This is a genomic window from Ramlibacter alkalitolerans (assembly GCF_016722765.1).
Classification (GTDB): domain Bacteria; phylum Pseudomonadota; class Gammaproteobacteria; order Burkholderiales; family Burkholderiaceae_C; genus Ramlibacter; species Ramlibacter alkalitolerans.
In genome coordinates, this window is record NZ_JAEQND010000001.1 from 489,235 (window position 1) to 512,500 (window position 23,266).

Genomic DNA, 23,266 nt, shown 5'->3' on the forward strand with positions numbered 1-23,266 from the left:
CGGGGGCCCGCGCGCCTCGACCTTGCGGCGGTGCGGAACTGCGCCGCCCATCCCGGCTCAGACGTATGCTTTTTCTTAATGGGCGCCCCGGGACGTCCGCTGGAGTTTTATGGCTTCCGAACCCACTTCCGACGCTCCCGGTTCCGGCCCTGCGCCCCGCCGCCAGCGGCCGTTCTGGCTCCGCTTCCTCTTCGGCTTCTTCGCCTGGACCTTCGGCATCGCCCTGGCGCTGCTCGTGGCGGGCCTGGCCGTCGGCGGCGTCGCGCTGTCGGTGGCGTACCCCAACCTGCCGGACATCGCCGACCTGGCGGACTACCGGCCCAAGCTGCCGCTGCGCGTGTATTCCAGCGACGGCGTCATGCTCGGCGAGTTCGGCGAGGAGCGGCGCAACCTGACGCCGATCAACGAGATCCCGCAAGTGATGAAAAATGCCGTCCTCGCCATCGAGGACGCGCGCTTCTATTCGCACAGCGGCGTCGACTACAAGGGCATGCTGCGCGCCGCGCTCGCCAACCTGGGCCGGGTCAAGAGCCAGGGCGCCTCCACCATCACGATGCAGGTGGCGCGCAACGTCTACCTGTCCTCCGAGAAGACCTACACCCGCAAGCTCTATGAGGTGCTCCTGACCTTCAAGCTGGAACACCAGCTGAAGAAGGACCAGATCCTCGAGATCTACATGAACCAGATCTTCCTGGGCAACCGCGCCTACGGGTTCGCGGCCGCCTCGGAAACCTACTTCGGCAAGCCGCTCAAGGACATCACCATCGCCGAAGCGGCGATGCTGGCCGGCCTGCCCAAGGCGCCCTCGGCCTTCAATCCGGTGCAGAACCCGTCGCGCGCCCGCGCCCGCCAGCTGTACATCATCGAGCGGATGGAGGACAACGGCTTCATCACCCACGAGCAGGCCGAGGCGGCCAAGAAGCAGGAACTGCACGTGCGCACCGGCCTGCAGACGACGGCCGTGCGCGCCGAGTACATCGCGGAAACGGTGCGCCAGCTGGTCTACGCCCAGTACGGCGACGAGACCTACACCCGCGGCCTGAACGTGTTCACCACCATCCGCGCCAAGGAGCAGGAAGCGGCGTACAAGTCGCTGCGCCAGGGCATCATGGGCTACGAGAGGCGCCAGATCTACCGCGGCCCGGAGCGCTTCGTCGACCTGCCGTCCGACCCCAAGGAACTCGACGACGCGATCGACGACGCCCTGGCCGAGCACCCCGACAACGGCGACGTGCTGGCGGCGGTGGTGCTGGAGGCGACGCCCAAGAAGATCGTGGCGGTGCGCGCCAACGGCGACCAGATCGACATCACCGGCGAGGGCCTGCGGCCGGCGCAGTCGGGCCTGTCGGACAAGGCACCGCCGAAGATCAAGATCCGCCGCGGGGCGGTGATCCGCGCGATGAAGTCGCCCAAGGACACCTGGGAGATCACGCAGCTGCCCGAGGTGGAAGGCGCCTTCGTCGCGGTCGACCCGCGCGACGGCTCGATCCACGCCCTGGTCGGCGGCTTCGACTTCAACAAGAACAAGTTCAACCACGTCACCCAGGCCTGGCGCCAGCCGGGCTCCGGTTTCAAGCCCTTCATCTACTCCGCGGCGCTGGAAAAGGGCTTCACGCCCTCCACCATCGTGAACGACGCGCCCCTGTTCTTCGGCGGCGACGTCACCGGCGGGCCGCCCTGGGAGCCCAAGAACTACGACGGCAAGTTCGAAGGCCCGATGCCACTCCACACGGCGCTGGCCAAGTCCAAGAACATGGTCTCGATTCGCATCCTGCAGGCGGTGGGCACGCAGGCCGCGCAGGACTGGGTCACGCGCTTCGGCTTCGACGCCGAGAAGCACCCGCCCTACCTGACCATGGCGCTGGGCGCCGGCTCGGTCACGCCGATGCAGATGGCGCTCGGCTACTCGGTGTTCGCCAACGGCGGCTACCGCATCAACCCGTGGCTGATCACCCGGATCACGGACCAGAAGGGCAAGGCCCTGGTGGAAAGCCAGCCGCCCCTGCTGAACGAATCGATGCGCGCGATCGACGCCCGCAACGCCTTCATCATGGACCGGCTGCTGCAGGAAGTGGCCCGCTCCGGCACGGCTGCCCGCTCGCAGCGCGAACTCAAGCGCGCCGACCTGTACGGCAAGACCGGCACCACCAACGATTCGATCGACACCTGGTTCAACGGCTTCCACCCCAGCCTGGTGGCGATCGTCTGGATGGGATACGACACGCCGCGCTCCCTGGGCGACCGCGAGACGGGCGGCGGCCTGAGCCTGCCGATCTGGATCAACTTCATGGAAACGGCGCTCAAGGGCGTGCCCACCATGGAGCCCGCTGCCCCCGAAGGCGTGATCAACGTCGCCGGCGAGTGGTACTACGAGGAATACGCGCCCGGCGCGGGCATCCGCAGCCTGGGGCTGGCGGGTGAACCGGGCGGCGCTGGCGCCCCCGCCAACGGAGCGCCGCGCGGGTACGGTCCCTCGGGCGAGCAGTCGCCGGGCGCGCCGGCCGACCGCAGCCTGCTCAACTCGGATGGCCAGGTGCCGCATCCGCCGGCGGACGAGCGACGCAGCATCCTGGATCTCTTCCGCAACTGACGCCTCTGCGTAGGCTGGCGGTGATGCGCGAAGCGCCGGAACCCCAGCTCCCTCAAAGCGGCGCGAACGCGAGCGGCCGCCCCGCCTGCTCGCTCGCGTAGCGGCCCAGGTCGGCGAAGAACTCGCCGCCCTGCCCCTTGGTATCGCGCCAGGCCTGGCCGTCGAAGCGGTAGTGGAAGCCGCCCGCCTTGGCGGCCAGCCACACTTCCTGCAGCGGCTTCTGCAGGTTGACGACGATCTGGCTGCCGTTGGGGAACACCAGGGTGATCATTCCGCCGACCCGCTGGTTGTCGACGTCGGCGTCGGTGTTCTCGTTGATCCGGTCGCAAGCGGCTTCCACCGCCTTCAGCAGCGCTTCGGCGCGGTCGAGGTACTCGAGATCGGTCATTACAATTTCCAGATGCCAGGTGATCGCCAAATTCTAGTCAGCGCTCGCGCAAGCCGCGCGCTTCTCGCCCTCGTCGCGAGTTCCCTGCTGGGGGCCTGCGGCCAGAAGGGACCGCTCGTGCTGCCCAGCGGGGAGGCCGCGGCCGGCCGCGCGACGCTGCCGCAGACCCTGGCGCCGTCCACCACCGCCGTGACGCCCACGCCCGCCGCATCGCAACCGCCGACCGGCACCGCCGTCCCGGCGCCGCGGCCATGAGCGCCATGAACCCCGCACGCCTGCCGGGCGCTCCCTTCGTGCAGTACCGCGGCGACGAGCTGTTCGTCGAGGAGGTCCCGGTCGGCGACCTCGCGCGTGAACATGGCACGCCGCTGTTCGTCTATTCGCGCGCGGCGATGCTCGCGGCGCTCGCGGCCTACCAGCGCGGCTTCACCGGCCGCAAGGCGAAGATCTGCTACGCGATGAAGGCCAACTCCTCGCTCGCGATCCTGCAGGTGTTCGCGCGCGCCGGCTGCGGCTTCGACATCGTCTCCGGCGGCGAGCTGGAACGGGTGCTGGCCGCCGGCGCCAGCGGCGGCGACATCATCTTCTCCGGCGTCGGCAAGAGCCGGCGCGAGATGCGGCGCGCGCTCGAAGTCGGCATCCACTGCTTCAACGTCGAGAGCGAGGCGGAGCTGGAGGTGCTGAGCGAGGTGGCGGTCGAACTCGGCACGCGCGCCCCGGTGAGCCTGCGCGTCAACCCCGACGTCAATCCGCTCACCCATCCCTACATCTCGACCGGCCTGAAGGGCAACAAGTTCGGCATCGCGCACAAGAACGCGCTGCGCGCCTACCAGCGCGCCGCCGCGCTCCCGGGGCTGCGCGTGGTCGGCATCGACTGCCACATCGGCTCGCAGATCACGCAGGTCTCGCCCTACCTCGATGCGATGGACCGCGTGATGGACCTGGTCACGCAGATCGAGGCGGCCGGCATCCCGATCGCGCACATCGACTTCGGCGGCGGCCTGGGCATCGTCTACAACGAGGAGCAGCCGCCGGCGGCCGATGCGCTGTGGCAGCGCCTGCTGCAGCGGCTGGACGCGCGCGGCTTCGGCGACCGGCAGCTGATGATCGAGCCGGGGCGTTCACTGGTCGGCAACGCCGGCCTGTGCGTGAGCGAGGTGCTGTACCTCAAGCCGGGCGAGCAGAAGAACTTCTGCATCATCGATGCGGCGATGAACGACCTGCCCCGCCCGGCGATGTACGAGGCCTTCCACCAGATCGTGCCGCTGCAGCGGCGCATCGCGCAGTCCGCGGTGTACGACGTGGTGGGGCCGGTATGCGAGAGCGGCGACTGGATCGGCCGCGAGCGAACGCTGTCCGTGCAGCCCGGCGACCTGCTCGCGGTGCTCTCGGCCGGCGCCTATTGCATGAGCATGGCCAGCAACTACAACGCGCGCGGGCGCGCCGCGGAGGTGCTGGTGGACGGCGCCCAGGTGCACCTGGTGCGCGAGCGCGAGGACGACGCCGACCTGCTGCGCAAGGAACACCTGCTGCCCTGAGTCACGCGCAGAGCGTTCAGAGCGCCCGGTCGGCCAGCGGATACAGTTCGCTGTTCTCGCGCGCGATGCGCCGGCCGATGGCCGCGAACACCGCATGCGTGTCGCGCGAGAAACCGGCCGGGTCGGCCGCGATCGCGTTGATCTGCCACTTCTGGTTGTAGGTCGCGAAGGTGGCGGCCAGGCCGCCCATCTCCTGCTGGAACGCCTCGGCCAAGCCGCGCGAGTTCTCCACGTTCACCTGCACCAGCCTCGGGTACAGCGCCTTGTCTTCCATCGTCAGGTGCACCGTCAGCTTGCCCGCCAGGGCGGACAGCAGGTTGCGCAGCCCGCGCGCGTCGAACGGCTGCGCCTTCAGCTTGGTCGCGATCTCCCCCGCCATGGCCAGCAGGTCCTGGTGCTGCCGCCTGAAGTTGTCCGTATACGCCATCGATTGCTCCGCCAGCTCGAAAGGGGCGGATCGTATCGAGGAGTAACAGTACCGTGCGTGCAGACTTCGCGCCGGCACAGCGCAGGGCGACGGCCGGCGATGGCCATCCGACAGGCGAACGCCGATCAGCGCGAGGGCCGCGGCCCCGTCGCGCCGGCCGGCATGCGGCCGCCCGAACGGCGCTTGCGCAGGAACTCGCTCACCCGCCAGCCAAGCAGCACGGCGAGGATCGCGGCATACACGAACACTTCGGCGAAGTTGTTCTTGCCCGCCCGCATCCAGAAGAAGTGCAGGATGCCGAGGCCGGCGATCACGTAGACCAGCTTGTGCAGCGCCTGCCAGCGCCGCGCGCCCAGTGCCTTGACGGCGCGGTTGAAGGAGGTCGCCGCCAGCGGCGTGAGCAGCACGAAGGCCGCGAAGCCCACCAGGATGAAGGGGCGCTTGGCGATGTCCTTGCCCATTTCGGTCGGATCCAGCCCCTGGTCGAACCAGGCCCAGGCGAGGAAGTGCAGGAAGACGTAGAAGTACGTGAACAGCCCCAGCATGCGGCGGAAGCGCGCCAGCGTCGGCAGGGCCGCCACCACGCGCACCGGCGTGACGGCGAGCGTCAGGCACAGGAAGCGCAGCGTCCAGTCGCCGGTGGAGCGCGAGAGGTACTCGGCGGGATTGGCGCCGAGATGGTCCGTCGCCGCCCCGTAGAACAACCAGGCGAACGGCAGCAGCCCCAGGACGAACAGGACCGGCTTGGCCGCAGGGTGCAGCAGCGTGCGCGCGAGCGTCATGCGTGCGCGGCGCCCATCAGAAGTTCTTCTTCAGGTCCATGCCCGCATACAACTGGCCGACCTGCGGCTCGTAGCCGTTGAACATCAGGGTCTTGCGCTTCTTGGCGAACAGGCCGTCCTCGCCGATGCGACGCTCGGTCGCCTGCGACCAGCGCGGGTGGTCGACGTTCGGGTTGACGTTGGAATAGAAGCCGTACTCGTTGGCGGCCGCCTTGTTCCACGCCGTCTTGGGCATCTGGTCGGTGAAGCGGATCTTCACCAGGCTCTTGCCGCTCTTGAAGCCGTACTTCCACGGCACCACCACGCGCACCGGCGCGCCGTTCTGGTTCGGCAGCACCTCGCCGTACATGCCGAAGGTGAGGAGCGTGAGGGGATTCATGGCCTCGTCCAGGCGCAGCCCTTCGACGTAGGGCCAGTCCAGCACGCGCGAGCCCACGTAGGGCATCTGCTTCGGATCGGCCAGCGAGACGAACTCGACGAACTTCGCGCTGCCCTGCGGCTCGACCTTCTCGATCAGCCTGGCCATCGAGTAGCCGACCCAGGGGATCACCATCGACCAGCCCTCGACGCAGCGCAGGCGGTAGATCCGTTCTTCCTGCGGGGCGAGCTTGACCAGGTCTTCCAGCGCGTACTTCGCGGGCTTCTTCACCAGGCCCTCGATCTCCACCGTCCACGGCGAGGTCCTGAGCGTGTGCGCGTGTTCGACCGGATCGCCCTTGTCGGTGCCGAATTCGTAGTAGTTGTTGTAGCCCGAGGCGTCCTTGTACTCGGTGACCTTCTCCATCGTCACCGCGCCGGGAACCGTGGAGCGCACGGCCTGCAGCACCGCATGCTTGCCCGGGCGCGCCACCTGCTGTGCGAAGGCCTCGCGCTGCGCCCATTGCGCCAGCGCCGCGCCCGCCACGCCGGTGGCCATCCACTTGAGCAGGCGCCGGCGGTCCTCGTAGACGCCGCGCGGGGTGATTTCGCTGGCGATGGGGTGCTCGAAGCCGTCGCGGCCGGTCCGGATCAACATCCTGGTGTCTCCTTGTAGTCTGGATACGCAGCCCATTCTTGCAAGGATTCAGCAACCCCGCCGGCGGCGGCGGAATCGCAGCAAAAAGGGCGGGCCCTCTTGCGAGGCACCCGCCCTTTGGTTCGTCACTGCGGCGCTTGGTTCAACCGTTCGACGTGTTCAGCGCAGGCCGGCGATGTAGTCGGCCACGGCACGGATCTCGCGATCGTTCAGCTTGGCGGCGATCTGGGCCATCTGCGGGCTGTTCTTGCGGATGCCGTCGCGGAAGGCGACCAGCTGGCTGGCGGTGTAGTCCGCGTGCTGGCCCGACAGGCGCGGGTATTGCGCGGGGATGCCGGCGCCGTTGGGGCTGTGGCAGCCGGCGCAGGCGGGCAGCTGGCGGGACTGGTTGCCGCCGCGGTAGATCTTCTCGCCCAGCGAGACCAGTTCCTTGTCCTTGGCGAAGCCCGGGCTGGCCTTCTGCGCGCCGACGTAGGCCGCGATGTTCTTCATGTCGGCTTCGGTCAGCTGCGAGGCGAAGCCCTGCATGATCGGGTTGGGGCGCTTGCCGCTCTTGAATTCGACCAGCTGCTTGACGATGTAGGCCTGGTGCTGGGCTGCCAGCTTCGGGTTGGCCGGGGTGCCCGAGTTGCCGCCCTGCCCGTGGCAGGCGACGCAGACGGTGCCGAAACGGGCCTCGCCGGCGGCCGGGTCGGGCTTGCCGGTGGCCGCAGCGGCCACGGTATTCGGCGCGGCGGGCGCCGGCGTGGCAGCGGCCGCGCCGGGAGCGGATTCCGCGGGGGCGGCCGGAGGAGCGACGGTGAGGCCGGAAGCGCCCGGCGCGGCGGCGCTGGCGGCAGGCGCGGCGCCGGCCTCGGGGGCGGCGCTGGCTGCGGGTGCGGCGCCGCTGGCGGGCGCAGCCGCCGGCTGCTGGGCCCCAGTGTGCAGCGCGAGGGTGGCCAGCACGGCGGCCAGCAGCAGGGAAGCAGGCGACTTGATCACGTTTCTTCTGTTCGTTGGCGCAAAACCCCGGGATTCTACAATGCCGCCTCCTCCCCTCTTCCGTCCCTGATGACCTCCCCGCCGGGCCCCAGTGCCCCCACCACCTCCACGCCGGGGACTTCCGCTGCGCAGGCCGTCGCCTGGATGCACACCGCGCGCTTCCTCACCACCGCGCCGCGCCTCGAGCACCTCCCCGAATCGGAGGTGCCCGAGATCGCCTTCGTCGGCCGCTCCAACGCGGGCAAATCCACCTGCATCAACACGCTGACGCAGCAGAAGCGCCTCGCGTTCGCCTCCAAGACGCCGGGCCGCACGCAGGCGATCAACCTGTTCGCGCTCGGCAAGCAGGGCATCACCGACGCCGTGCTGGCCGACCTGCCCGGCTACGGCTATGCGGCCGTGCCCAAGCAGGACAAGCTGCGCTGGCAGCAGGTCATGGCCAACTACCTGGTCACGCGGCCCAACCTGACGGGCGTGGTGATGATGGTCGACCCGCGCCACGGGCTGACCGAACTCGACGAGATCCTGCTCGAGGTGATCCGCCCCCGCGTCGAGGAGGGCCTGAAGTTCCTGGTGCTGCTGACCAAGGCCGACAAGCTCAATCGCTCGGAGGCCAGCAAGGCGCTGTCGATCGCGCGACTGCAGACGGCCGGCGGCGAGGTCAAACTTTTCTCCGCCCTCAAGAAGCAGGGCGTGGAGGAGACTTCGCTGCTCCTGTGGCACTGGGCCCATCCGGAACCGGCATGACGATCGAGACCTGGCAGCAGGCGCTTCCGCACGGTATCACCCTGAGTTGCCGCGCCGCGGGAGAGCGCGGCCGCCCGGTCCTGCTGTTCCTGCACGGCTTCCCGGAAGCCGCCTTCATCTGGGACGATCTCCTGGAGCACTTCGCGCAGGAAGCCAACGGCGGCTACCGCTGCGTGGCCCCCAACCTGCGGGGCTACGAAGCTTCGTCGCAGCCCGCCGATGTCTCCGCCTACCGGCCCAGGCACCTGGTGCAGGATGTGGTGGCGCTGGCGCAGCTCGAAGGCGCGCCGCTGGCCTGCCTGGTGGCGCACGACTGGGGCGGGGCCGTCGCCTGGGGCGTGGCCAACCAGCAGCCGCCGTTGCTGCAGCGGCTGGCCATCCTCAATGCGCCGCATCCCGGCACCTTCCTGCAGGCCTTGCAGCACAGCGAGGCGCAGCGGCAGGCCAGCGCGTACATGAATTTCCTGGTGCGCCCCGATGCCGAGGCGCTGCTGCGCGAGGACGGCTACCGGCGCCTGTTCGGGTTCTTCACGCACTGGGGGCCGGCAAGCTGGCTCACCGAGGCGATGAAGGCGCAGTACCGGGCCGTGTGGGACCGCAGCCTCACCGGCGGCCTGAACTACTACCGCGCCTCGCCGCTGCGCCCGGCGCGCACCGACGATCCCGGCGCCAGCGCGATCACGCTGCCGCGCGAGATGCTGACGGTGGACGTGCCGACACTGGTGTTGTGGGGCCTGCAGGACACGGCGTTGCTGCCGGAGCTGGTCGACGGCCTCGAGGCGTACGTGCCGCGGCTGGCGCTGCACAAGGTGGCGGAGGCGTCGCACTGGATCGTGCACGAGCAGCCGGCGCTGGTCGTCGAGCGGCTGGCGGAATTCCTGCAGTCCTGACCACATCGCTGGCGCGAACCGTAGGCTGGCGGTGAACGCGCGCGGATGCGCGCCGTGAACCCCAGCTCCGCCATCGCTCGCCGATCGCTGGGGTTCGCAAGGCTCACCGCCAGCCTACGAAACCGCGCATCCCCTCAGTAAACGCCGGGCTCCCCCGGCGGGCGCGTCTTGAAGCGCTTGTGCACCCAGTAATACTGCGACGGCATCTCGTCGATGTAGGCCTGCAGCCGCAGGTTCATCAGCGCGGTGTCCGCTTCGAGGTCCTTGGTCGGGAAATCCTTCCAGGCCTCCCCGAGCCGCACCTCGTAGCCTGTGGGCGTGAGCTGCGTGATCAGCGGCACCACCTTGGCCCGGCCCAGGCGGGCGAAGCGCGAGAGCGAGGGCACCGTGGCCGCCGGCACGCCATAGAACGGCACGAAGATCGACTCCTCCGGGCCGAAGTTCATGTCCGGCAGCAGGTACATCACGTGGCCCGCGCGCAGGGCGGCTATCAGGTCGCGCACGCCCTCGGAGCGGCTCATGGGACGCGCATCGCCGAAGCGGTTGCGCCCCTTGAGCACCCAGGCGTCGACCACCGGGTTGCTCTGCTGCGTGTAGATGCCGACGAAGCTGCGCGGCACCTGCTGCGACATCGCGCTCACCCCGGCGTCGAGGCCGACGAAGTGCGGGCAGAACAGGATCGTGGCATCCTGCCCGGCGAGCTCCTGCACGGCGCCGGTGAGGTGCACGCGCTGCTTCACCACCTCGGGCGGCGCATGCCACAGCCAGGCGCGATCGAGGAAGGACTGCGCGACGTACACGAACACCTCGCGCGAGCGGCGCCTGCGCTCCTGCGCCGTCCACTGCGGAAAGCACAGGCGCAGGTTGGTGTCGACCACCTTGCGGCGCGATGCCACCAGCGCGTACAGCGCGGCGCCGAGTGCGCGGCCCAGCGCCCGCACCCAGGACAGCGGCAGGTGCGCGATCAGCCGCATGAAGGCCACGCCGAGGTGGCTCATCATGCCGCGGCCTCCTCGCGGGGCTGCTTGTAGCGCGCATAGCCCCACAGGTACTGGGTCGGCCCGGCGCGCACCATGCGCTCCATTTCGGCATTGATCTGCGCTGCCGCCTCCGCGGGCTCGCGCGACAGCTCGCCCTCGAAGCGCTGCACGTGCACGTGGTAGCCGCGGCCGCGCGTCAGCCGCTCGCCCCACACGAACAGCAGCACGGCACCGGTCTGTTGCACCAGCCGCGCCGGCAGCGTCATGGTGTAGGCCTCGCGGCCGAAGAACGGCGCCCACACCCCCAGCCCCTGCGGGGGCACCTGGTCCGGCAGCAGGCCGATCGCCTCGCCGGCCTTGAGCGCGCGCAGCATCTGCCGCACCCCGGCCAGCGTGGTCGGCACGGCCGTCATGTTGGGGCGGTTGCGCGACGTGGCGACCAGCTCGCGCAGCCAGGGCTTGCGCGCCGGCCGGAACAGCACCGTCACCGGCCCGAACTGCGCCGCATAGGACCGCGCCGTGACCTCGAAGCACCCGAGGTGCGGCGTGAGGAAGACGATGCCGCGCCCTTCGGCCCGCAGCGCGCGGATCATCTCCGCCTGCTCCCAGTGCACCGGCGGCATGGCCCCGAACCACAGGCGCGGGGTTTCGGCCACCAGCTTGCCGGACTCGGCGACGGCGTGGCGCACCCGGGCAAACCCGTAGCCGCCTTGCGCGGCGTTGGCCACGAAGCGTCGCCGGTAGGTGGGCGAGGCCAGGAAAGTGATCCAGCCGAGCACGGTCCCGACCCCATGCAAAAGGGGGAGCGGCCAGGCGGAGAGCAGTTGGAAGAGTCGTTTCACGCGGGTTAGAATGGGGCGTCGCCGAGTTATTGAACTACTTGCAGGGCGACGCGAAAAAATTCTGCTAAAGCGTTCGCCCGAGCTCCGGCAGAAGGCAACGCGCCTTCCCATCAACCGCTGGAGTTTATTCAAATGGCGAACGACTTCCTTTTCACCTCCGAATCCGTGTCCGAAGGGCACCCCGACAAGCTGGCCGACCAGGTGTCGGACGCGATCCTCGACGCCATCTTCGCGCAGGACCCGCGCAGCCGCGTCGCCGCCGAGACCCTGGCCAACACCGGCCTCGTGGTGCTGGCCGGCGAGATCACCACCAACGCGCACGTCGACTACATCCAGGTCGCGCGCGACACGATCAAGCGCATCGGCTACGACAACACCGACTACGGCATCGACTACAAGGGCTGCGCGGTGCTGGTCGCCTACGACAAGCAGTCCAACGACATCGCCCAGGGCGTGGACCACGCCTCCGACGACCACCTGAACACCGGCGCCGGCGACCAGGGCCTGATGTTCGGCTACGCCTGCGACGAGACGCCGGTGCTCATGCCCGCGCCGATCCACTACGCGCACCGGCTGGTGGAGCGCCAGGCGCAGGTGCGCAAGGATGGCCGCCTGCCCTTCCTGCGCCCGGACGCCAAGTCGCAGGTCACGATGCGCTACGTCGACGGCAAGCCGCACAGCATCGACACGGTGGTGCTGTCCTCGCAGCACAGCCCCGAGATGAGCGACGGCCACAAGATGAAGCCGGCCTTCGTCGAGGCGGTGATCGAGGAGATCATCAAGCCGGTGCTGCCAAAGGAGTGGCTCAAGGAAACCCGCTACCTGATCAACCCCACCGGCCGCTTCGTGGTCGGCGGCCCGCAGGGCGACTGCGGCCTGACCGGCCGCAAGATCATCGTCGACACGTACGGTGGCGCCTGCCCGCACGGCGGCGGCGCCTTCTCGGGCAAGGACCCTTCGAAGGTGGACCGCTCCGCCGCCTACGCTGCGCGCTACGTGGCCAAGAACGTGGTGGCCGCCGGCCTGGCGCGCCAGTGCCAGATCCAGGTCGCGTACGCGATCGGCGTCGCCCGGCCGATGAATGTGACGGTCTACACCGAAGGCACGGGCGTGATCCCCGACCACAAGATCGCGCAACTGGTGAACGAGCACTTCGACCTGCGCCCGAAGGGCATCATCCAGATGCTGGACCTGCTGCGTCCGATCTACTCGAAGACCGCCGCCTACGGCCACTTCGGCCGCGAGGAGCCGGAGTTCACGTGGGAGCGGACGGACAAGGCGGGGGCGCTGCGCGCTGCGGCCGGGATTCGCTGAACCGGTTCGGCTTCGTCATTCCCGCGCAGGCGGGAACCCAGAGGGGCGCTACGGCGCCCTCTTTTGTTTTCCGGTGGTCGCGTACGTGGCATCCGGGCGCGGCCGATCGTCGTGGCGGCTGGCGCACGGTGCGGGACACGGCCTTCGGCGCTCACCGCCAGCCTACGGATCGCCGGTGGGGATCCGTCATCCCCGCGCCCTCTCCCGTCACACCCGCGCCCTCTCCCGTCATCCCCGCGCCCTCTCCCCTCATCCCCGCGCCCTCTCACGTCATCCCCGCGAAGGCGGGAATCCAGGGCTCCCGATGCTCGCCGCGCGCGGCGAGTTTCCAACGCCCTGGATTCCCGCCTCCGCGGGAATGACGCACGTGGGGCGCGAAGCACCGGGGGCAAACCTGGAGGAAGTTATGTTGCGCGTGCCGGCAGGCCCGATTTTCCGGGGAAGTCCGGCGCGCGAAGCCGCCGGACCTTCACCGTACGTGCATTGCCCGCGCGGGATGACGAAAATCTACTGCACCGACGCCGTCGTCTGCCTTCCGTACTCCTGCCGCTTCATCTCGACGTACGTGTTGCGGTCCATCTCGTGCAGCTGGCGCGGATAGCGTTCGGTCGCGGCGAACCACTTGTTGATGCGCTGGTCCACGCGCTGCGCCGCCGGCAGCTCCATCGTGTCCAGGTACGCGTCGATGGCGAGGTAGTAGCGCATCGCGTTGCGCTCGATCGCGCCACGCATGCCGCCCGACGTGAAGCCCGCCTTGTTGGCGCCGGCCGTGGCCAGGTAGGCCTGCATCGCGAACTTGCCCGTGCCGCCATACCCGTACGCGTAGCTCAGGTGCATGAACGTGTGCCCGCCATCCAGCGGGATCGCCTCCGCCACGATGCGGTAGTCGCGCGTGCCGAAGGGACCCTGCCCGGCGCCCAGCCGCGTCTCCAGGAAGTCGGGGCCGGCGGCCGCGCGCTGGAATCCGAGGTCGAGGCGGTAGGCCTCCTCCACCGGCTGGTTGTACTTGCGGCCGATGCGCACGGCCAGCCGGCCACCGCCCGCCTGGCAGGCCTTGGTGTTGAAGGGCAGCAGCATGATGTCGCACCAGGCATTCGGGTCCTGCAGCGCTTCCTTGACCTTGTCGTACGGGTGGTCCAGCACGGCGTAGACGTCGCCCTGCAGCGAGTTGCTGGCCTGCGAGGAATCGATGAACAGTTCGCGGCCGTACGAGTTGCTTTGCAGCTGGGGCTTGAGCTCGTCGTACCGGGCGCGCAGGCTGCCCGCGTCGGCGTGCGCCGCGATGTTGCTGAACGCCAGCAGGCAGGCGGTGCCCACGCCGGCGAACCAGCGGGCGAGTCTTTGGGTGCGCATCATGCGTGTTTCCTGTGGGGGTCGGCTTCCGCCATCGGCGCAGCCTCGGTTTCGGTGGAGGTGGTTTCGGTTTCGGCGGAGGTGGTCTCGGACTCTTCTTCCAGGAAGGCCTGGACGTCGAGCTGGATGCCGCCCATGAACAGCGAATGCGGCGCCACTTCGTACAGGTAGCGCCCGCGCGGATTGAGCACCAGGCGCATGCGCAGCTTCGGCTCCTGCATGCCGTCCCAGATGCGGATCAGCCGCGCCCGCACCAGGTTGTCCGGGCACTGCAGCGACTTGAGCTTGTGGTAGTTGGTCGACAGGCTGATGGCGTCCAGGTACCAGGCCGACTGCTTGTTGCGGGCCAGCAGGTTCGCGGACAGGTCGACCTCGAGCGTGAGCACGTTGCCCTCGACTTCGAGCATCAGGTTGCGACCGAGAAGTCCTCCATTCGCCTCGCCGTACTTGTACGTGAGGTGGAGGTGGGAAGGCGTCTTGCGCAGTGAGTATTTCATGGGTGTCACCCGGTTCGGCACAGCGTGGGGCAGCGGCCGCGGCGCCCGTGTAGGACGGTGTTGTGTCCGCCTGTGCGTGCGCTCAGCCTTGTACGCGCTCGCGCGCCGCTCGCCCGAACCGTCCTACAGCGGATGGGGTCCGTCGCCCGACGGTGTGGCTCGGCCTGCGCCCCAAGATCGATGGCAGGACCTTTTCATCCATCCAAGAGAGCAAGGAGCGAACAATGGCTGCTGAAGAACGCGAAGACCGCGACCTGAACCGTGACCCGATCACCGACGAGCCCGGAGCGCACCCGGTGGGCACCGGCCTGGGCGCCGCGGGCGGTGGCGTTGCCGGCGCGGCCGCCGGTGCGATCGCGGGCCCGGTGGGCGCGGCGATCGGGGGCGTGGTCGGCGCGGTGGTCGGCGGCCTCGCCGGCAAGGCCGCGGGCGAAGCGGTGAACCCGACCGCCGAGGAAGCCTTCTGGCGCGACAACTACCACAAGGAGCCGTACTACGAGCAGGGCCGCAGCTTCGACGACTACGGGCCGGCCTACCGGCTCGGCCTGTCGGGCCGCGACCGCTATGAAGACTCGTGGACCTCGGTCGAGCCGCGGCTGGCGCCCGAGTGGGAAAGCAATCGCGGCAACTCCACCCTGAACTGGGACCGCGCCAGCCATGCCGCCGGTGCCGCCTACCAGCGCGCCGACGAGCAGTACCGCAACTACAGCACGGGCATGGGCCGTGCCGGCATGGGCACGCCCGACGGCGGCAACACCGGCTTGCGCGGCATGGGCCCGTCCGGCACTCCCTCGGGCACCGGTGCGGCCGGCATGGTCGGCTCGATGCAGACGGCGGGCAACGGCGACGGCGACCGCGGCGACGTGATCGACGTGCTGAAGGATCTGGTCGAGTGCAGCAAGGATGGCGAGTACGGCTTCCGCGAGTGCGCCGAACAGGCCACGCGCCAGGACCTGAAGTCCATGCTCCAGCAGCGCGCGGAAGACTGCCGCCGCGGCGCCGACGAACTGAACCGGCTGCTGCGCGAATGTGGCCACGACGCGGAGGAAGGCGGCAGCACGCTGGGCGCCATGCACCGCGGCTGGGTCTCCATCAAGTCGAAGCTGAGCACCTACGACGACAAGGCGGTGCTGGAAGAATGCGAGCGCGGCGAGGACAATGCCAAGGCCCGCTACATGAAGGCGCTGCAGAAGAACCTGCCCGCCAACGTCCGCACGGTCATCGAGCGCCAGTACCAGGGGGTCCAGCGCAACCATGACCAGGTGAAGATGATGCGCGACCAGTTCCGCAGCGCGTAAGCGCGCGCTTGCGCGTTGAGCGTTGGGCGTACGGCGTTGAGCGTGAAAAGCCTTTACGCTTGACGCTCAACGCCCGACGCCCAACCTCCCATGGCCGAAAAGAGCGCACTCCAGAAATACCGCGACAAACGCAACTTCGACGCCACGCCGGAACCGGCGGCCGGCGGCGAGGCGAACGAGGACGCCCGCAGCTTCGTCGTCCAGAAGCACTGGGCCTCGCGGCTGCACTACGACTTCCGGCTGGAGCTGGAAGGCACGATGAAGAGCTGGGCGGTGCCCAAGGGCCCCAGCTTCGACCCCAACGACAAGCGCATGGCGATGCCCACCGAGGACCATCCCATCGCGTACAAGCGCTTCGAAGGCCAGATTCCCGCCGGCAACTATGGTGCCGGCAAGGTGATCATCTGGGACAAGGGCACCTGGCATCCGCTGGAGGACCCGCACAAGGGTTTTCGCGACGGCAAGCTCAAGTTCGAGCTGCGCGGGCACAAGCTTCACGGCCACTGGACGCTGGTGCGCATGAAGGGCCGCGGCAACGGCCGCGAGGATCCGTGGCTCCTGATCAAGGAGCGCGATCCCTTCGCGCAGCCGGCCACCGAATTCAGCGTGGTCGACGAGATGCCGGACAGCGTGAAGGAGCTGGAGGACAGGCCCGCAGCCGCCAGCGCGCCGGGTGCCAGTGCAGATGCCGCATCCGGCAGCGCGCCTTCCGCCGCCAGCTCGGGGCCGCCCGAAGGCGCCCGACCGGCCAAGCTGCCCAAGGAATTGCAGCCGCAACTGGCGGTGCTGGTGGACGAGCCGCCGGCGCAGCCGCAGCAATGGCTGTTCGAGATCAAGTTCGACGGCTACCGCATGCTGGCGCGCGTCGAAGGCGGAGCGATCGCGCTCGTCACGCGCAACGGCAACGACTGGACGTCGCGGCTGCCCGGCCTGCTGAAGGCCCTGCGCAGCATGGACCTGCCGGACGGCTGGTACGACGGCGAGATCATCATGCCGGCCGAGGACGTGCCCGCGGACTTCCAGGCGCTGCAGGGCGCCTTCGACAGCGCGCGCACCGACCAGATCGTCTACTACCTGTTCGACCTGCCCTTCTGCGCCGGGCAGGACCTGCGCGACGTGCCGCTGGAGGAACGGCGCGCCGTGCTGCAGCGCATCGTGGAGCGCAAGCCGCATGCGAACGTGCGCTTCAGCGCCGAGTTCGATGCGAAACCGGAAGAGATGCTCGAGTCGGCCTGCCGCCTCGGCCTGGAAGGCGTGATCGCCAAGCGGCGCGGCTCGGCCTACGTCGGCCGGCGCTCCAGCGACTGGATCAAGTTGAAGTGCAAGCTGCGGCAGGAATTCGTGATCGGCGGCTTCACCGACCCGAAAGGCGCGCGCACCGGCGTGGGCTCGCTGCTGCTGGGCGTGCACGACGAAGGCGGCGCCCTGCGCTATGCCGGCAACGTCGGCACCGGCTTCAACGAGCGGACGCTCGCCGACCTGCGCCGGCGGCTCGACGCCATCGCGCGCGAACGCAGCCCCTTCGAGACCGGCACCGGCCTCCCGCGCGGCGCGCACTGGGTGCAGCCCGAGCTGGTCTGCGAAGTCTCCTTCGGCGAATGGACGCGCGACGGCAAGATCCGCCACTCGGTGTTCCACGGCCTGCGCAGCGACAAGCCGGCCGACGCGATCGGCCAGGAACCCGTGCTGCACGCGCCACCGCCGGACCAGCCTGCCACCAAGGCGGGCAAGCCGGCGAAGAAGAAGGCAGTCGAGAAGGCCGGGGCGGCCGCAGAACCCGCTGCGCACGCGGCCAGCACGCTGCCGCCCACGCTGCGCATCAGCAACCCCGACCGCGTGATCGACCCGCAAAGCGGCATCCGCAAGATCGACCTGGTGCGCTACTACGCGCTGGTCACGCCGCTGATGATGCCGCACCTGAAGGACCGGCCGATCGCCATGGTGCGTGCGCCGGACGGCGTCGAGGGGCAGCTCTTTTTCCAGAAGCACCTGGACCGCTACAAGATGGCGGGCGTGGAGCCGCTCGATCCGGCGATCTTCCCCGGCCATCCGCCCATGGTGTACATCGCGAAGCCCGAAGGCATCCTGTCGGCGGCGCAGATGAACGTGATCGAGATCCACACCTGGAACGGCGTGCGCACCGCCATCGACAAGCCGGATCGCATGACCTTCGACATCGACCCGGGCGAAGGCGTCGGCTGGCCGCAGATCCAGGAAGCGGCGCAACTGGTGCGCACGCTGCTGGACGAACTGCAGTTGCCCTGCTTCCTCAAGACCAGCGGCGGCAAGGGCCTGCACCTGGTCGTGCCGCTGAAGAAGTCCCTCGACTGGGACACGGTCAAGTCGTTCTCGCAGGCGGTGGTGCAGCACCTCGCGCGCACGTTGCCGGACCGCTTCGTGGCCAAGAGCGGCGCGAACAACCGTGTGGGGCGCATCTTCATCGACTACCTGCGCAACGGCTACGGCGCCACCACGGCTTGCGCGTGGTCGGCGCGTTCACGCCCGGGCCTGGGGATCTCGGTGCCCGTGCGCTGGGACGAACTGCCGGCGCTCAAGGGCGGTGCGCACTGGACGGTCGCCACGGCGCACCAGCGGCTGGACCAGGGCAACGCGCCCTGGGCGGACTATGAAGACAGCCGCGCCACCCTGCAGGCGGCGATGAAGAAGCTGGGGTTCACGCCCTGATCGCCTCGCGCGGCGCGCCGGCGGGGCGCGTCAGGCCGCCGCGGGGGCGGCGGACCACGGCAGGCGCAGCTCCACGCGCTGGCCGTCGCGCGTGAGCTGCACGCCGTCGGCCGCGGCCAGCGCCTCGAGGTCCTGCCAGGCGAGCGTGCGGTAATTGGGTTCGCTGCGGAAGCTGTTGTCGCCGTCGTTGCTGCGCACTTCGACGTGCAGGCAGGCGGCGTCCGCTTCGGCCGTGGCCCTGAGCATCAGGTCCGCCGGCGGCGGCACGTGGTCGGTGCAGTGCAGGAGCACACCCGTCAGCAGCGTGCGGATACCGGCGCGCGGAACCACCCCCGGCAGCTCGGACACCTCGTTGCGCAATGCGTAGCCGCGAAAGCTCAGGCTGGTGGCCAGCAGCGCCGCGCACTCGCGCGCGGCCTCCTGCACCGGCACGGTGGCGCCATCGTCGGGGCTCAGCCAGCCCACCACGTCGACGCAGGAGTGCAGCGCCGACTTGGCGAAGCCGTTGATCTTGTTGACGCTGTCCTGCACGTGGGCGAGGTCCGGCACGGCGGCGCGCAGGCGCCGGTCCATCACCTCGCAGATCATGCCGATCGGCTGCAGGTTGACCACCAGGTGGTGGCGGAACGACGGCGCGAGTCGCCGCAGCAGCGCGTAACGGGCGGCTTCGGCCGTGGGGGAAGGGACTGCCGTCATGGAGTCAGGGTATGCCAGCGCCCCCGGGGCTGTCAACGCGACTCCTGGGGGAGGTCCTCACGCTGCGTCCTGCAGCGAGATGACGTTGCGCCCGCGGTTGCGGCCGGCGATCACCTCCTCGATCACCCGGGGCAGCGCCTCGAAGGGGACGACATTGCGGATGCGTTCGAGGTGGCGCGGGCGCAGGTCGGTCGCCAGGCGCTGCCAGAGGCGTTCGCGCAGCGGCACGTCGTTGTCCGAATTCACGCCGATCAGGCGCACGCCGCGCAGGATGAAGGGCATCACCGTGCTGGAAAATGCGATGCCCGCCGCATTGCCGATGCTGGCGATCACGCCGTCCTTCTGCGTCGTGCGAATGAGGCCGGCCAGCGGCTCGCCGCCCAGGGAATCGACGGCGCCCTGCCACTGCGCGCTTTCCAGCGGCCGCGAGCCGGTCTGCAGCCCGGACGCCGCGACCACGCTCGCCGCTCCCAGCTCCTTCAGGTAGCCGGCCTCGGCCGGCTTGCCGGTCACGGCCACCACCTCGTAGCCCAGGCGCGCCAGCATGTCGATGCTGATGCTCGCCACGCCACCGGTGGCGCCGTTGACCAGCAACGGGCCGCGCGCGGGGGCGATGCCGTTCAACTCCATCAGGTCCACCGCCAGGGCCGCCGTGTAGCCGGCGACGCCGATGGTGGCGGCATCGAGCGGCGTGAGTCCGGCGGGCAGCGCGTTCACCCAGTCGGCCGGCACCTGCGCCCATTGCGCATAGCCGCCGTGGTGCGAGACGCCGAAGCCGTGGCTGTGCACCGCCACCGCGTCGCCGGGGCGAAAGCGCGGCGAGCTGGAGGACTCCACCACGCCGGCCGCATCGATGCCGCCCACGCAGGGGAAGCGCCGGATGATGCGGCCCTTTCCGGTGGCGGCCAGCGCGTCCTTGTAGTTCACGCTGGCGTACTGCAGGCGCACGGTCACCTCGCCGGGATCGAGCTGCGCCTCGGCAAGCTGCGTGAAGCCGGCACGCACGGATTCGGGCGAGCCTTCGATCAGGTAAGCCTTGAAGGGGTCCATGGACGCAGCTTAGCGTAGGCTGGCGGTGGATCGATAGCGGAACCCCAGCGCTGCGCGCAAGCGCTGGGGTTCGGCGCTGCGCGCGCTCACCGCCAGCCTACGAAAAAGCCGCCCCGGGGGGCGGCTTCGTCGCGGAGCGCGCAGGCTTACTTCGCCGTGCCGCGCATCTTGCCCAGTTCGTCCTGGGTCTCCTTCCAGAGATCCATCCCGACGTTGCTGGCGACGGAGGCGTTCACCTTGGTCAGCTTGTCGCGCATGCGGCCGGCTTCCGCAGGCGACAGTTCGTTGATCTGCATGCCCTTGCCCTTGAGGTCGGCCAGCGCCTTGGCGCCCTCCTCCCGCGTGTCCTTGCGCTCGAAGTCGCGGCTGGCGCGGGCGGCGTCGGCCAGGATCTTCTGTTCATCCTTGCTCAGGCCGTCCCACCACTTCTTCGACACCGTGACGATCCACGGGCTGTACACGTGGTTGGAGATCGTCAGGTACTTCTGCACCTCGTAGAACTTGGACGACAGGATGGTGTTGTACGGGTTCTCCTGGCCGTCGACCGTCCTGGTCTCCAGCGCGCTGAACAGCTCCGAGAAGGGCAGCGGGATCGCGTTGGCGCCCAGCATCTTGAAGGAGTCCAGGTAGACGTTGTTCTGCATCACGCGCAGCTTGATGCCGTCCAGGTCTTCCATCTTCGTGACCGGGCGCTTGCTGTTGGTCAGGTTGCGGAAGCCGTTCTCCCAGTACGCCAGGCCGACCAGACCCTTGTCCTGCAGCTTGTTCATCACCTTGGTGCCGATCGGACCATCCAGCACCGCGTCGGCTTCCTTCGTGTTGTTGAACAGGAAGGGCGTGTCCCACAGCGCCATTTCCTTGGTGATGCCCACCAGGGTGGCGGTGGAGCCCACCATCATTTCCTGGGCGCCGCCGATCAGGGCCTGCTGCATCTGGACATCGGAGCCCAGCGCCGCGGCGCCGATGGCGCGCACCTTCATCTTGCCCTGCGAGGCCTTCTCGACCTGCTCGGCGAACAACTTGACGGCGCGGCCCTGGTTGCTGGCCTCGTTCAGGCCGTAGCCGAAGCGGATCAGGCGCGGCTTGATGTCCGCGGCGAAGCCGGCACCGGAGGCCAGCAGCGCGCTCACGGCGGCGGCCGCGAGGATCGTGCGACGAAGGATGTGCATGGAATGCCTCTCTTTGATGAAAAACGGAAGGGAATGAGCGGTCAGCGCATCCACGCCACCGGCGCGATGACCAATTGGGGAAAGACGACGAACAGCGCCAGGATCAGCGTGTAGACCAGCAGGAAGGGGTTCACCCCCTTGATCACCTGGTGCAGCGACAGGCGGCCGACGCCCGCCACCACGTTCAGCACGGTGCCCACCGGGGGCGTGATCAGGCCGATCGCGCCATTGAGCACGAACATGAGTCCGAAGTAGACGGGGTCGATGCCGGCCTTGACGGCGATCGGCAGCATCACCGGGCCGAAGATCAGGATGGTGGGCGTGAGGTCCAGCGCGGTGCCGATCAGGACCAGCACCACCATCATCACGGCCATCAGCAGGCGCGGGCTGTGCACCAGCGGGCCCAGCCAGCCCGTGAGCACCGCCGGCAGGTCGGCCAGCGTGATCATGTAGCTGGCGACCTGCGCGCCGGCGCACAGGAACATGACGATCGAGGTCGTCTTGGCCGCGCGCACCAGCACCGGGCCGATCTCCAGCCATTTCATTTCGCGGTGCACGAACAGCGAGATCACCAGCGCGTAGAAGGCGGCCACCACCGCGGCTTCGGTGGGCGTGAACACGCCGCTCTTCATGCCGCCGATGATGATCAGCGGCATCAGCAGCGCCCAGAACGCCTTGGCAGTGGCACGCAGGCGATCGCGCATCGGCAGCGGCTCGCCGGAGGGCAGGTCGATCCTGCGCAGCAGCAGCTTCCACGTGATCAGCAGGCCGGCACCCATGATCAGGCCCGGCACGATGCCGGAGAGGAACAGCGCGGAGATCGAGGTGTTGGTCGTGACGCCGTAGATCACGAACGGCATCGACGGCGGAATGATGGGCGCGATGATGCCGCCGGAGGCGAGCAGGCCGGCCGATGTGGCGAGCGGATAGCCCTCCTTCTTCATCATCGGCAGCAGGATGGTCGCCAGCGCCGCGGTGTCGGCCAGCGCCGAGCCGCTCATGGAGGCCATGAGCACCGCCGCGCCGATCGCGACGAAGCCCAGACCGCCGCGGATGTGGCCGACCCAGGCCTGCGCCATGGCGATGATGCGGCGGCTGATGCCGCCGGAGTTCATCAGCTCGCCGGCCAGGATGAAGAAGGGCACGGCCAGCAGCGGGAAGCTGTCGACGCCGGCCACCAGGTTCTGCGCCAGCAGCTGCGTGTCCCAGAAGCCGAGGACCCAGGCCATGCCGGCGCCGGTGAGCACCAGCGCCAGCGCCATGTTCATGCCCAGGCCCATGAGCACCAGCATGCCGGCGGAAAAGACGATGAAGGCGAGTCCTTCGGGCGACATGGGGCTCACTCCACTTCCGCGCCGTGGTCGAGGACCAGCGGGTCGCGCCGCACCAGCTCGATCAAGGCCATGACGCCGATCACGGCGCAACTGAGGAAGGCCGGCAGCGGCAGCAAGGCCGCCGGGTAGCCGAGCACCACGGACGTGCTGTCCATGCCCACGACGACCTGCTGCCACGCGCCCCAGGCGACCAGCACGCACGCCAGGAGCACCAGCAGGCGGATCAGCACCGTCATCCAGGCCAGCGCCGCCGGCCGGTTCTTCAGCATTCCGACCAGCGAGGTGAAGGCCATGTGCTCGCCGGCGGGGTAGGCGGCCGTGGCGCCGATGAACACCATCCACACGAACAGCAGGCGCGAGAGTTCCTCGCTGGCGGCGATGCCGCTGCCGAAGCCATAGCGCAGCACCACGTTGATGAACACGGCGACGGCCATCACGCCGAGGCAGGCGGCCATCAGCCAGTGCGTGACACGCTGGAAGCGGCCGTGGGCGAGCGGTGTGTTCATGGGGTCTCCGTGGCGCGCAGCCAGGCGCTCACCTGGCGGCGCAGGTCGGCCAGCGGCTCGAGCGCATCGACCCGCAGCACGCCGGCTTCGCCGATGGGCGATTCGAGGGTGGCGAACTGGCTGTCGACCAGGCTGGCGGAGAAGAAGTGCGTTCCGCGGCTGGCCACGCGCTGCTGCGCGGCGG

23 protein-coding genes and 1 pseudogene (1 of these 24 cut by a window edge) are annotated in these 23,266 nt (G+C 69.1%); 9 read left to right on the forward strand and 15 right to left on the reverse strand.

Features of this window, described 5'->3' with window-relative positions; genetic code table 11:
- Window positions 1-109: 109 nt before the first annotated feature.
- The gene (locus tag JI746_RS02345; RefSeq protein ID WP_201687160.1) at window positions 110-2,590 is read left to right on the forward strand and encodes a penicillin-binding protein 1A; all 2,481 of its coding nucleotides are present in this window, start codon (window positions 110-112) and stop codon (window positions 2,588-2,590) included.
- Between the two features lie 52 nt (window positions 2,591-2,642).
- Here the strand turns inward: JI746_RS02345 and cyaY are convergent, their stop codons facing one another.
- On the reverse strand, window positions 2,643-2,978 hold the full coding sequence (gene cyaY, locus JI746_RS02350; RefSeq protein ID WP_201687161.1) for an iron donor protein CyaY: 336 nt from the start codon (window positions 2,976-2,978) through the stop codon (window positions 2,643-2,645).
- A gap of 12 nt (window positions 2,979-2,990) precedes the next feature.
- On the opposite strand from cyaY, the pseudogene JI746_RS28330 reads away from it, so the two are divergent.
- The 3 genes and pseudogenes from JI746_RS28330 to lysA all read left to right on the forward strand — a co-directional run.
- A pseudogene (locus tag JI746_RS28330) lies at window positions 2,991-3,074 on the forward strand (hypothetical protein); the annotation flags it as partial.
- Window positions 3,075-3,095: 21 nt separating this feature from the next.
- Window positions 3,096-3,233, forward strand: a complete 138-nt coding sequence (locus tag JI746_RS28335) for a hypothetical protein (RefSeq protein WP_236599545.1) — start codon at window positions 3,096-3,098, stop codon at window positions 3,231-3,233.
- Window positions 3,234-3,238: 5 nt separating this feature from the next.
- Entirely contained in the window at window positions 3,239-4,516 is a 1,278-nt protein-coding gene (gene lysA / locus JI746_RS02360) for a diaminopimelate decarboxylase (RefSeq protein ID WP_201687163.1), read from the forward strand.
- A 16-nt stretch (window positions 4,517-4,532) separates the two neighbouring features.
- Here the strand turns inward: lysA and JI746_RS02365 are convergent, their stop codons facing one another.
- From JI746_RS02365 to JI746_RS02380, 4 genes are all read right to left on the reverse strand, one after another.
- Window positions 4,533-4,943 (reverse strand): hemerythrin domain-containing protein, encoded by a 411-nt coding sequence (locus JI746_RS02365; RefSeq protein ID WP_201687164.1) that lies wholly within the window; start codon window positions 4,941-4,943, stop codon window positions 4,533-4,535.
- Between the two features lie 125 nt (window positions 4,944-5,068).
- Window positions 5,069-5,725 carry a protein-methionine-sulfoxide reductase heme-binding subunit MsrQ gene (locus tag JI746_RS02370; RefSeq protein ID WP_201687165.1) on the reverse strand — a complete coding sequence of 219 codons (657 nt, stop codon included), beginning with the start codon at window positions 5,723-5,725 and terminating at the stop codon, window positions 5,069-5,071.
- A 16-nt stretch (window positions 5,726-5,741) separates the two neighbouring features.
- The gene (gene msrP / locus JI746_RS02375; RefSeq protein WP_201687166.1) at window positions 5,742-6,740 is read right to left on the reverse strand and encodes a protein-methionine-sulfoxide reductase catalytic subunit MsrP; all 999 of its coding nucleotides are present in this window, start codon (window positions 6,738-6,740) and stop codon (window positions 5,742-5,744) included.
- Window positions 6,741-6,899: 159 nt separating this feature from the next.
- On the reverse strand, window positions 6,900-7,721 hold the full coding sequence (locus JI746_RS02380) for a c-type cytochrome (protein ID WP_330892921.1): 822 nt from the start codon (window positions 7,719-7,721) through the stop codon (window positions 6,900-6,902).
- A gap of 69 nt (window positions 7,722-7,790) precedes the next feature.
- Here JI746_RS02380 and yihA point away from each other — a divergent pair, with 69 nt between their 5' ends.
- Both yihA and JI746_RS02390 read left to right on the forward strand, forming a co-directional pair.
- Window positions 7,791-8,468 carry a ribosome biogenesis GTP-binding protein YihA/YsxC gene (gene yihA / locus JI746_RS02385; protein ID WP_201687167.1) on the forward strand — a complete coding sequence of 226 codons (678 nt, stop codon included), beginning with the start codon at window positions 7,791-7,793 and terminating at the stop codon, window positions 8,466-8,468.
- Window positions 8,465-9,358, forward strand: a complete 894-nt coding sequence (locus JI746_RS02390; RefSeq protein WP_201687168.1) for an alpha/beta fold hydrolase — start codon at window positions 8,465-8,467, stop codon at window positions 9,356-9,358. The genes yihA and JI746_RS02390 overlap by 4 nt, the downstream gene beginning before the upstream one ends.
- Before the next feature lie 134 nt (window positions 9,359-9,492).
- On the opposite strand, the gene JI746_RS02395 is transcribed toward JI746_RS02390, so the two are convergent.
- Together JI746_RS02395 and JI746_RS02400 are read right to left on the reverse strand one after the other, a co-directional pair.
- On the reverse strand, window positions 9,493-10,359 hold the full coding sequence (locus JI746_RS02395; protein WP_201687169.1) for an LpxL/LpxP family acyltransferase: 867 nt from the start codon (window positions 10,357-10,359) through the stop codon (window positions 9,493-9,495).
- On the reverse strand, window positions 10,356-11,180 hold the full coding sequence (locus JI746_RS02400; RefSeq protein ID WP_201687170.1) for a lysophospholipid acyltransferase family protein: 825 nt from the start codon (window positions 11,178-11,180) through the stop codon (window positions 10,356-10,358). Before JI746_RS02400 ends, JI746_RS02395 begins: the two co-directional genes overlap by 4 nt.
- 132 nt (window positions 11,181-11,312) lie before the next feature.
- Here JI746_RS02400 and metK point away from each other — a divergent pair, with 132 nt between their 5' ends.
- Complete coding sequence (gene metK / locus JI746_RS02405) at window positions 11,313-12,494, forward strand: methionine adenosyltransferase (RefSeq protein ID WP_201687171.1); 1,182 nt, start codon at window positions 11,313-11,315, stop codon at window positions 12,492-12,494.
- 507 nt (window positions 12,495-13,001) lie between these two features.
- Here metK and JI746_RS02410 read toward each other — a convergent pair.
- Window positions 13,002-13,850, reverse strand: coding sequence for a hypothetical protein (locus tag JI746_RS02410; RefSeq protein WP_201687172.1), 849 nt, complete (start codon window positions 13,848-13,850; stop codon window positions 13,002-13,004).
- A complete protein-coding gene (locus JI746_RS02415) occupies window positions 13,847-14,344 on the reverse strand; it encodes a hypothetical protein (RefSeq protein WP_201687173.1) in 498 nt (165 codons plus the stop codon). Before JI746_RS02415 ends, JI746_RS02410 begins: the two co-directional genes overlap by 4 nt.
- A 224-nt stretch (window positions 14,345-14,568) precedes the next feature.
- Here JI746_RS02415 and JI746_RS02420 point away from each other — a divergent pair, with 224 nt between their 5' ends.
- Together JI746_RS02420 and ligD are read left to right on the forward strand one after the other, a co-directional pair.
- Complete coding sequence (locus JI746_RS02420; RefSeq protein WP_201687174.1) at window positions 14,569-15,642, forward strand: ferritin-like domain-containing protein; 1,074 nt, start codon at window positions 14,569-14,571, stop codon at window positions 15,640-15,642.
- A 90-nt stretch (window positions 15,643-15,732) separates the two neighbouring features.
- A complete protein-coding gene (gene ligD, locus JI746_RS02425) occupies window positions 15,733-18,327 on the forward strand; it encodes a DNA ligase D (RefSeq protein ID WP_201687175.1) in 2,595 nt (864 codons plus the stop codon).
- 30 nt (window positions 18,328-18,357) lie between these two features.
- On the opposite strand, the gene JI746_RS02430 is transcribed toward ligD, so the two are convergent.
- From JI746_RS02430 to JI746_RS02455, 6 genes are all read right to left on the reverse strand, one after another.
- A complete protein-coding gene (locus JI746_RS02430; RefSeq protein WP_201687176.1) occupies window positions 18,358-19,023 on the reverse strand; it encodes a hypothetical protein in 666 nt (221 codons plus the stop codon).
- 57 nt (window positions 19,024-19,080) lie between these two features.
- Window positions 19,081-20,073 (reverse strand): acrylyl-CoA reductase family protein, encoded by a 993-nt coding sequence (locus JI746_RS02435; RefSeq protein WP_201687177.1) that lies wholly within the window; start codon window positions 20,071-20,073, stop codon window positions 19,081-19,083.
- Window positions 20,074-20,219: 146 nt separating this feature from the next.
- The gene (locus tag JI746_RS02440; RefSeq protein WP_201687178.1) at window positions 20,220-21,242 is read right to left on the reverse strand and encodes a TRAP transporter substrate-binding protein; all 1,023 of its coding nucleotides are present in this window, start codon (window positions 21,240-21,242) and stop codon (window positions 20,220-20,222) included.
- Between the two features lie 41 nt (window positions 21,243-21,283).
- On the reverse strand, window positions 21,284-22,576 hold the full coding sequence (locus JI746_RS02445; protein WP_201687179.1) for a TRAP transporter large permease: 1,293 nt from the start codon (window positions 22,574-22,576) through the stop codon (window positions 21,284-21,286).
- 5 nt (window positions 22,577-22,581) lie between these two features.
- Window positions 22,582-23,082: a TRAP transporter small permease gene (locus JI746_RS02450; protein ID WP_201687180.1), complete on the reverse strand. Its 501-nt coding sequence runs from the start codon at window positions 23,080-23,082 to the stop codon at window positions 22,582-22,584.
- Window positions 23,079-23,266, reverse strand: partial view of a gluconokinase gene (locus tag JI746_RS02455; RefSeq protein ID WP_236599480.1) — the 3' end only. It continues 316 nt past the right edge of the window; 188 of the gene's 504 nt are visible here — the last part of the coding sequence; its start codon lies off the right edge, out of view; its stop codon occupies window positions 23,079-23,081. Before JI746_RS02455 ends, JI746_RS02450 begins: the two co-directional genes overlap by 4 nt.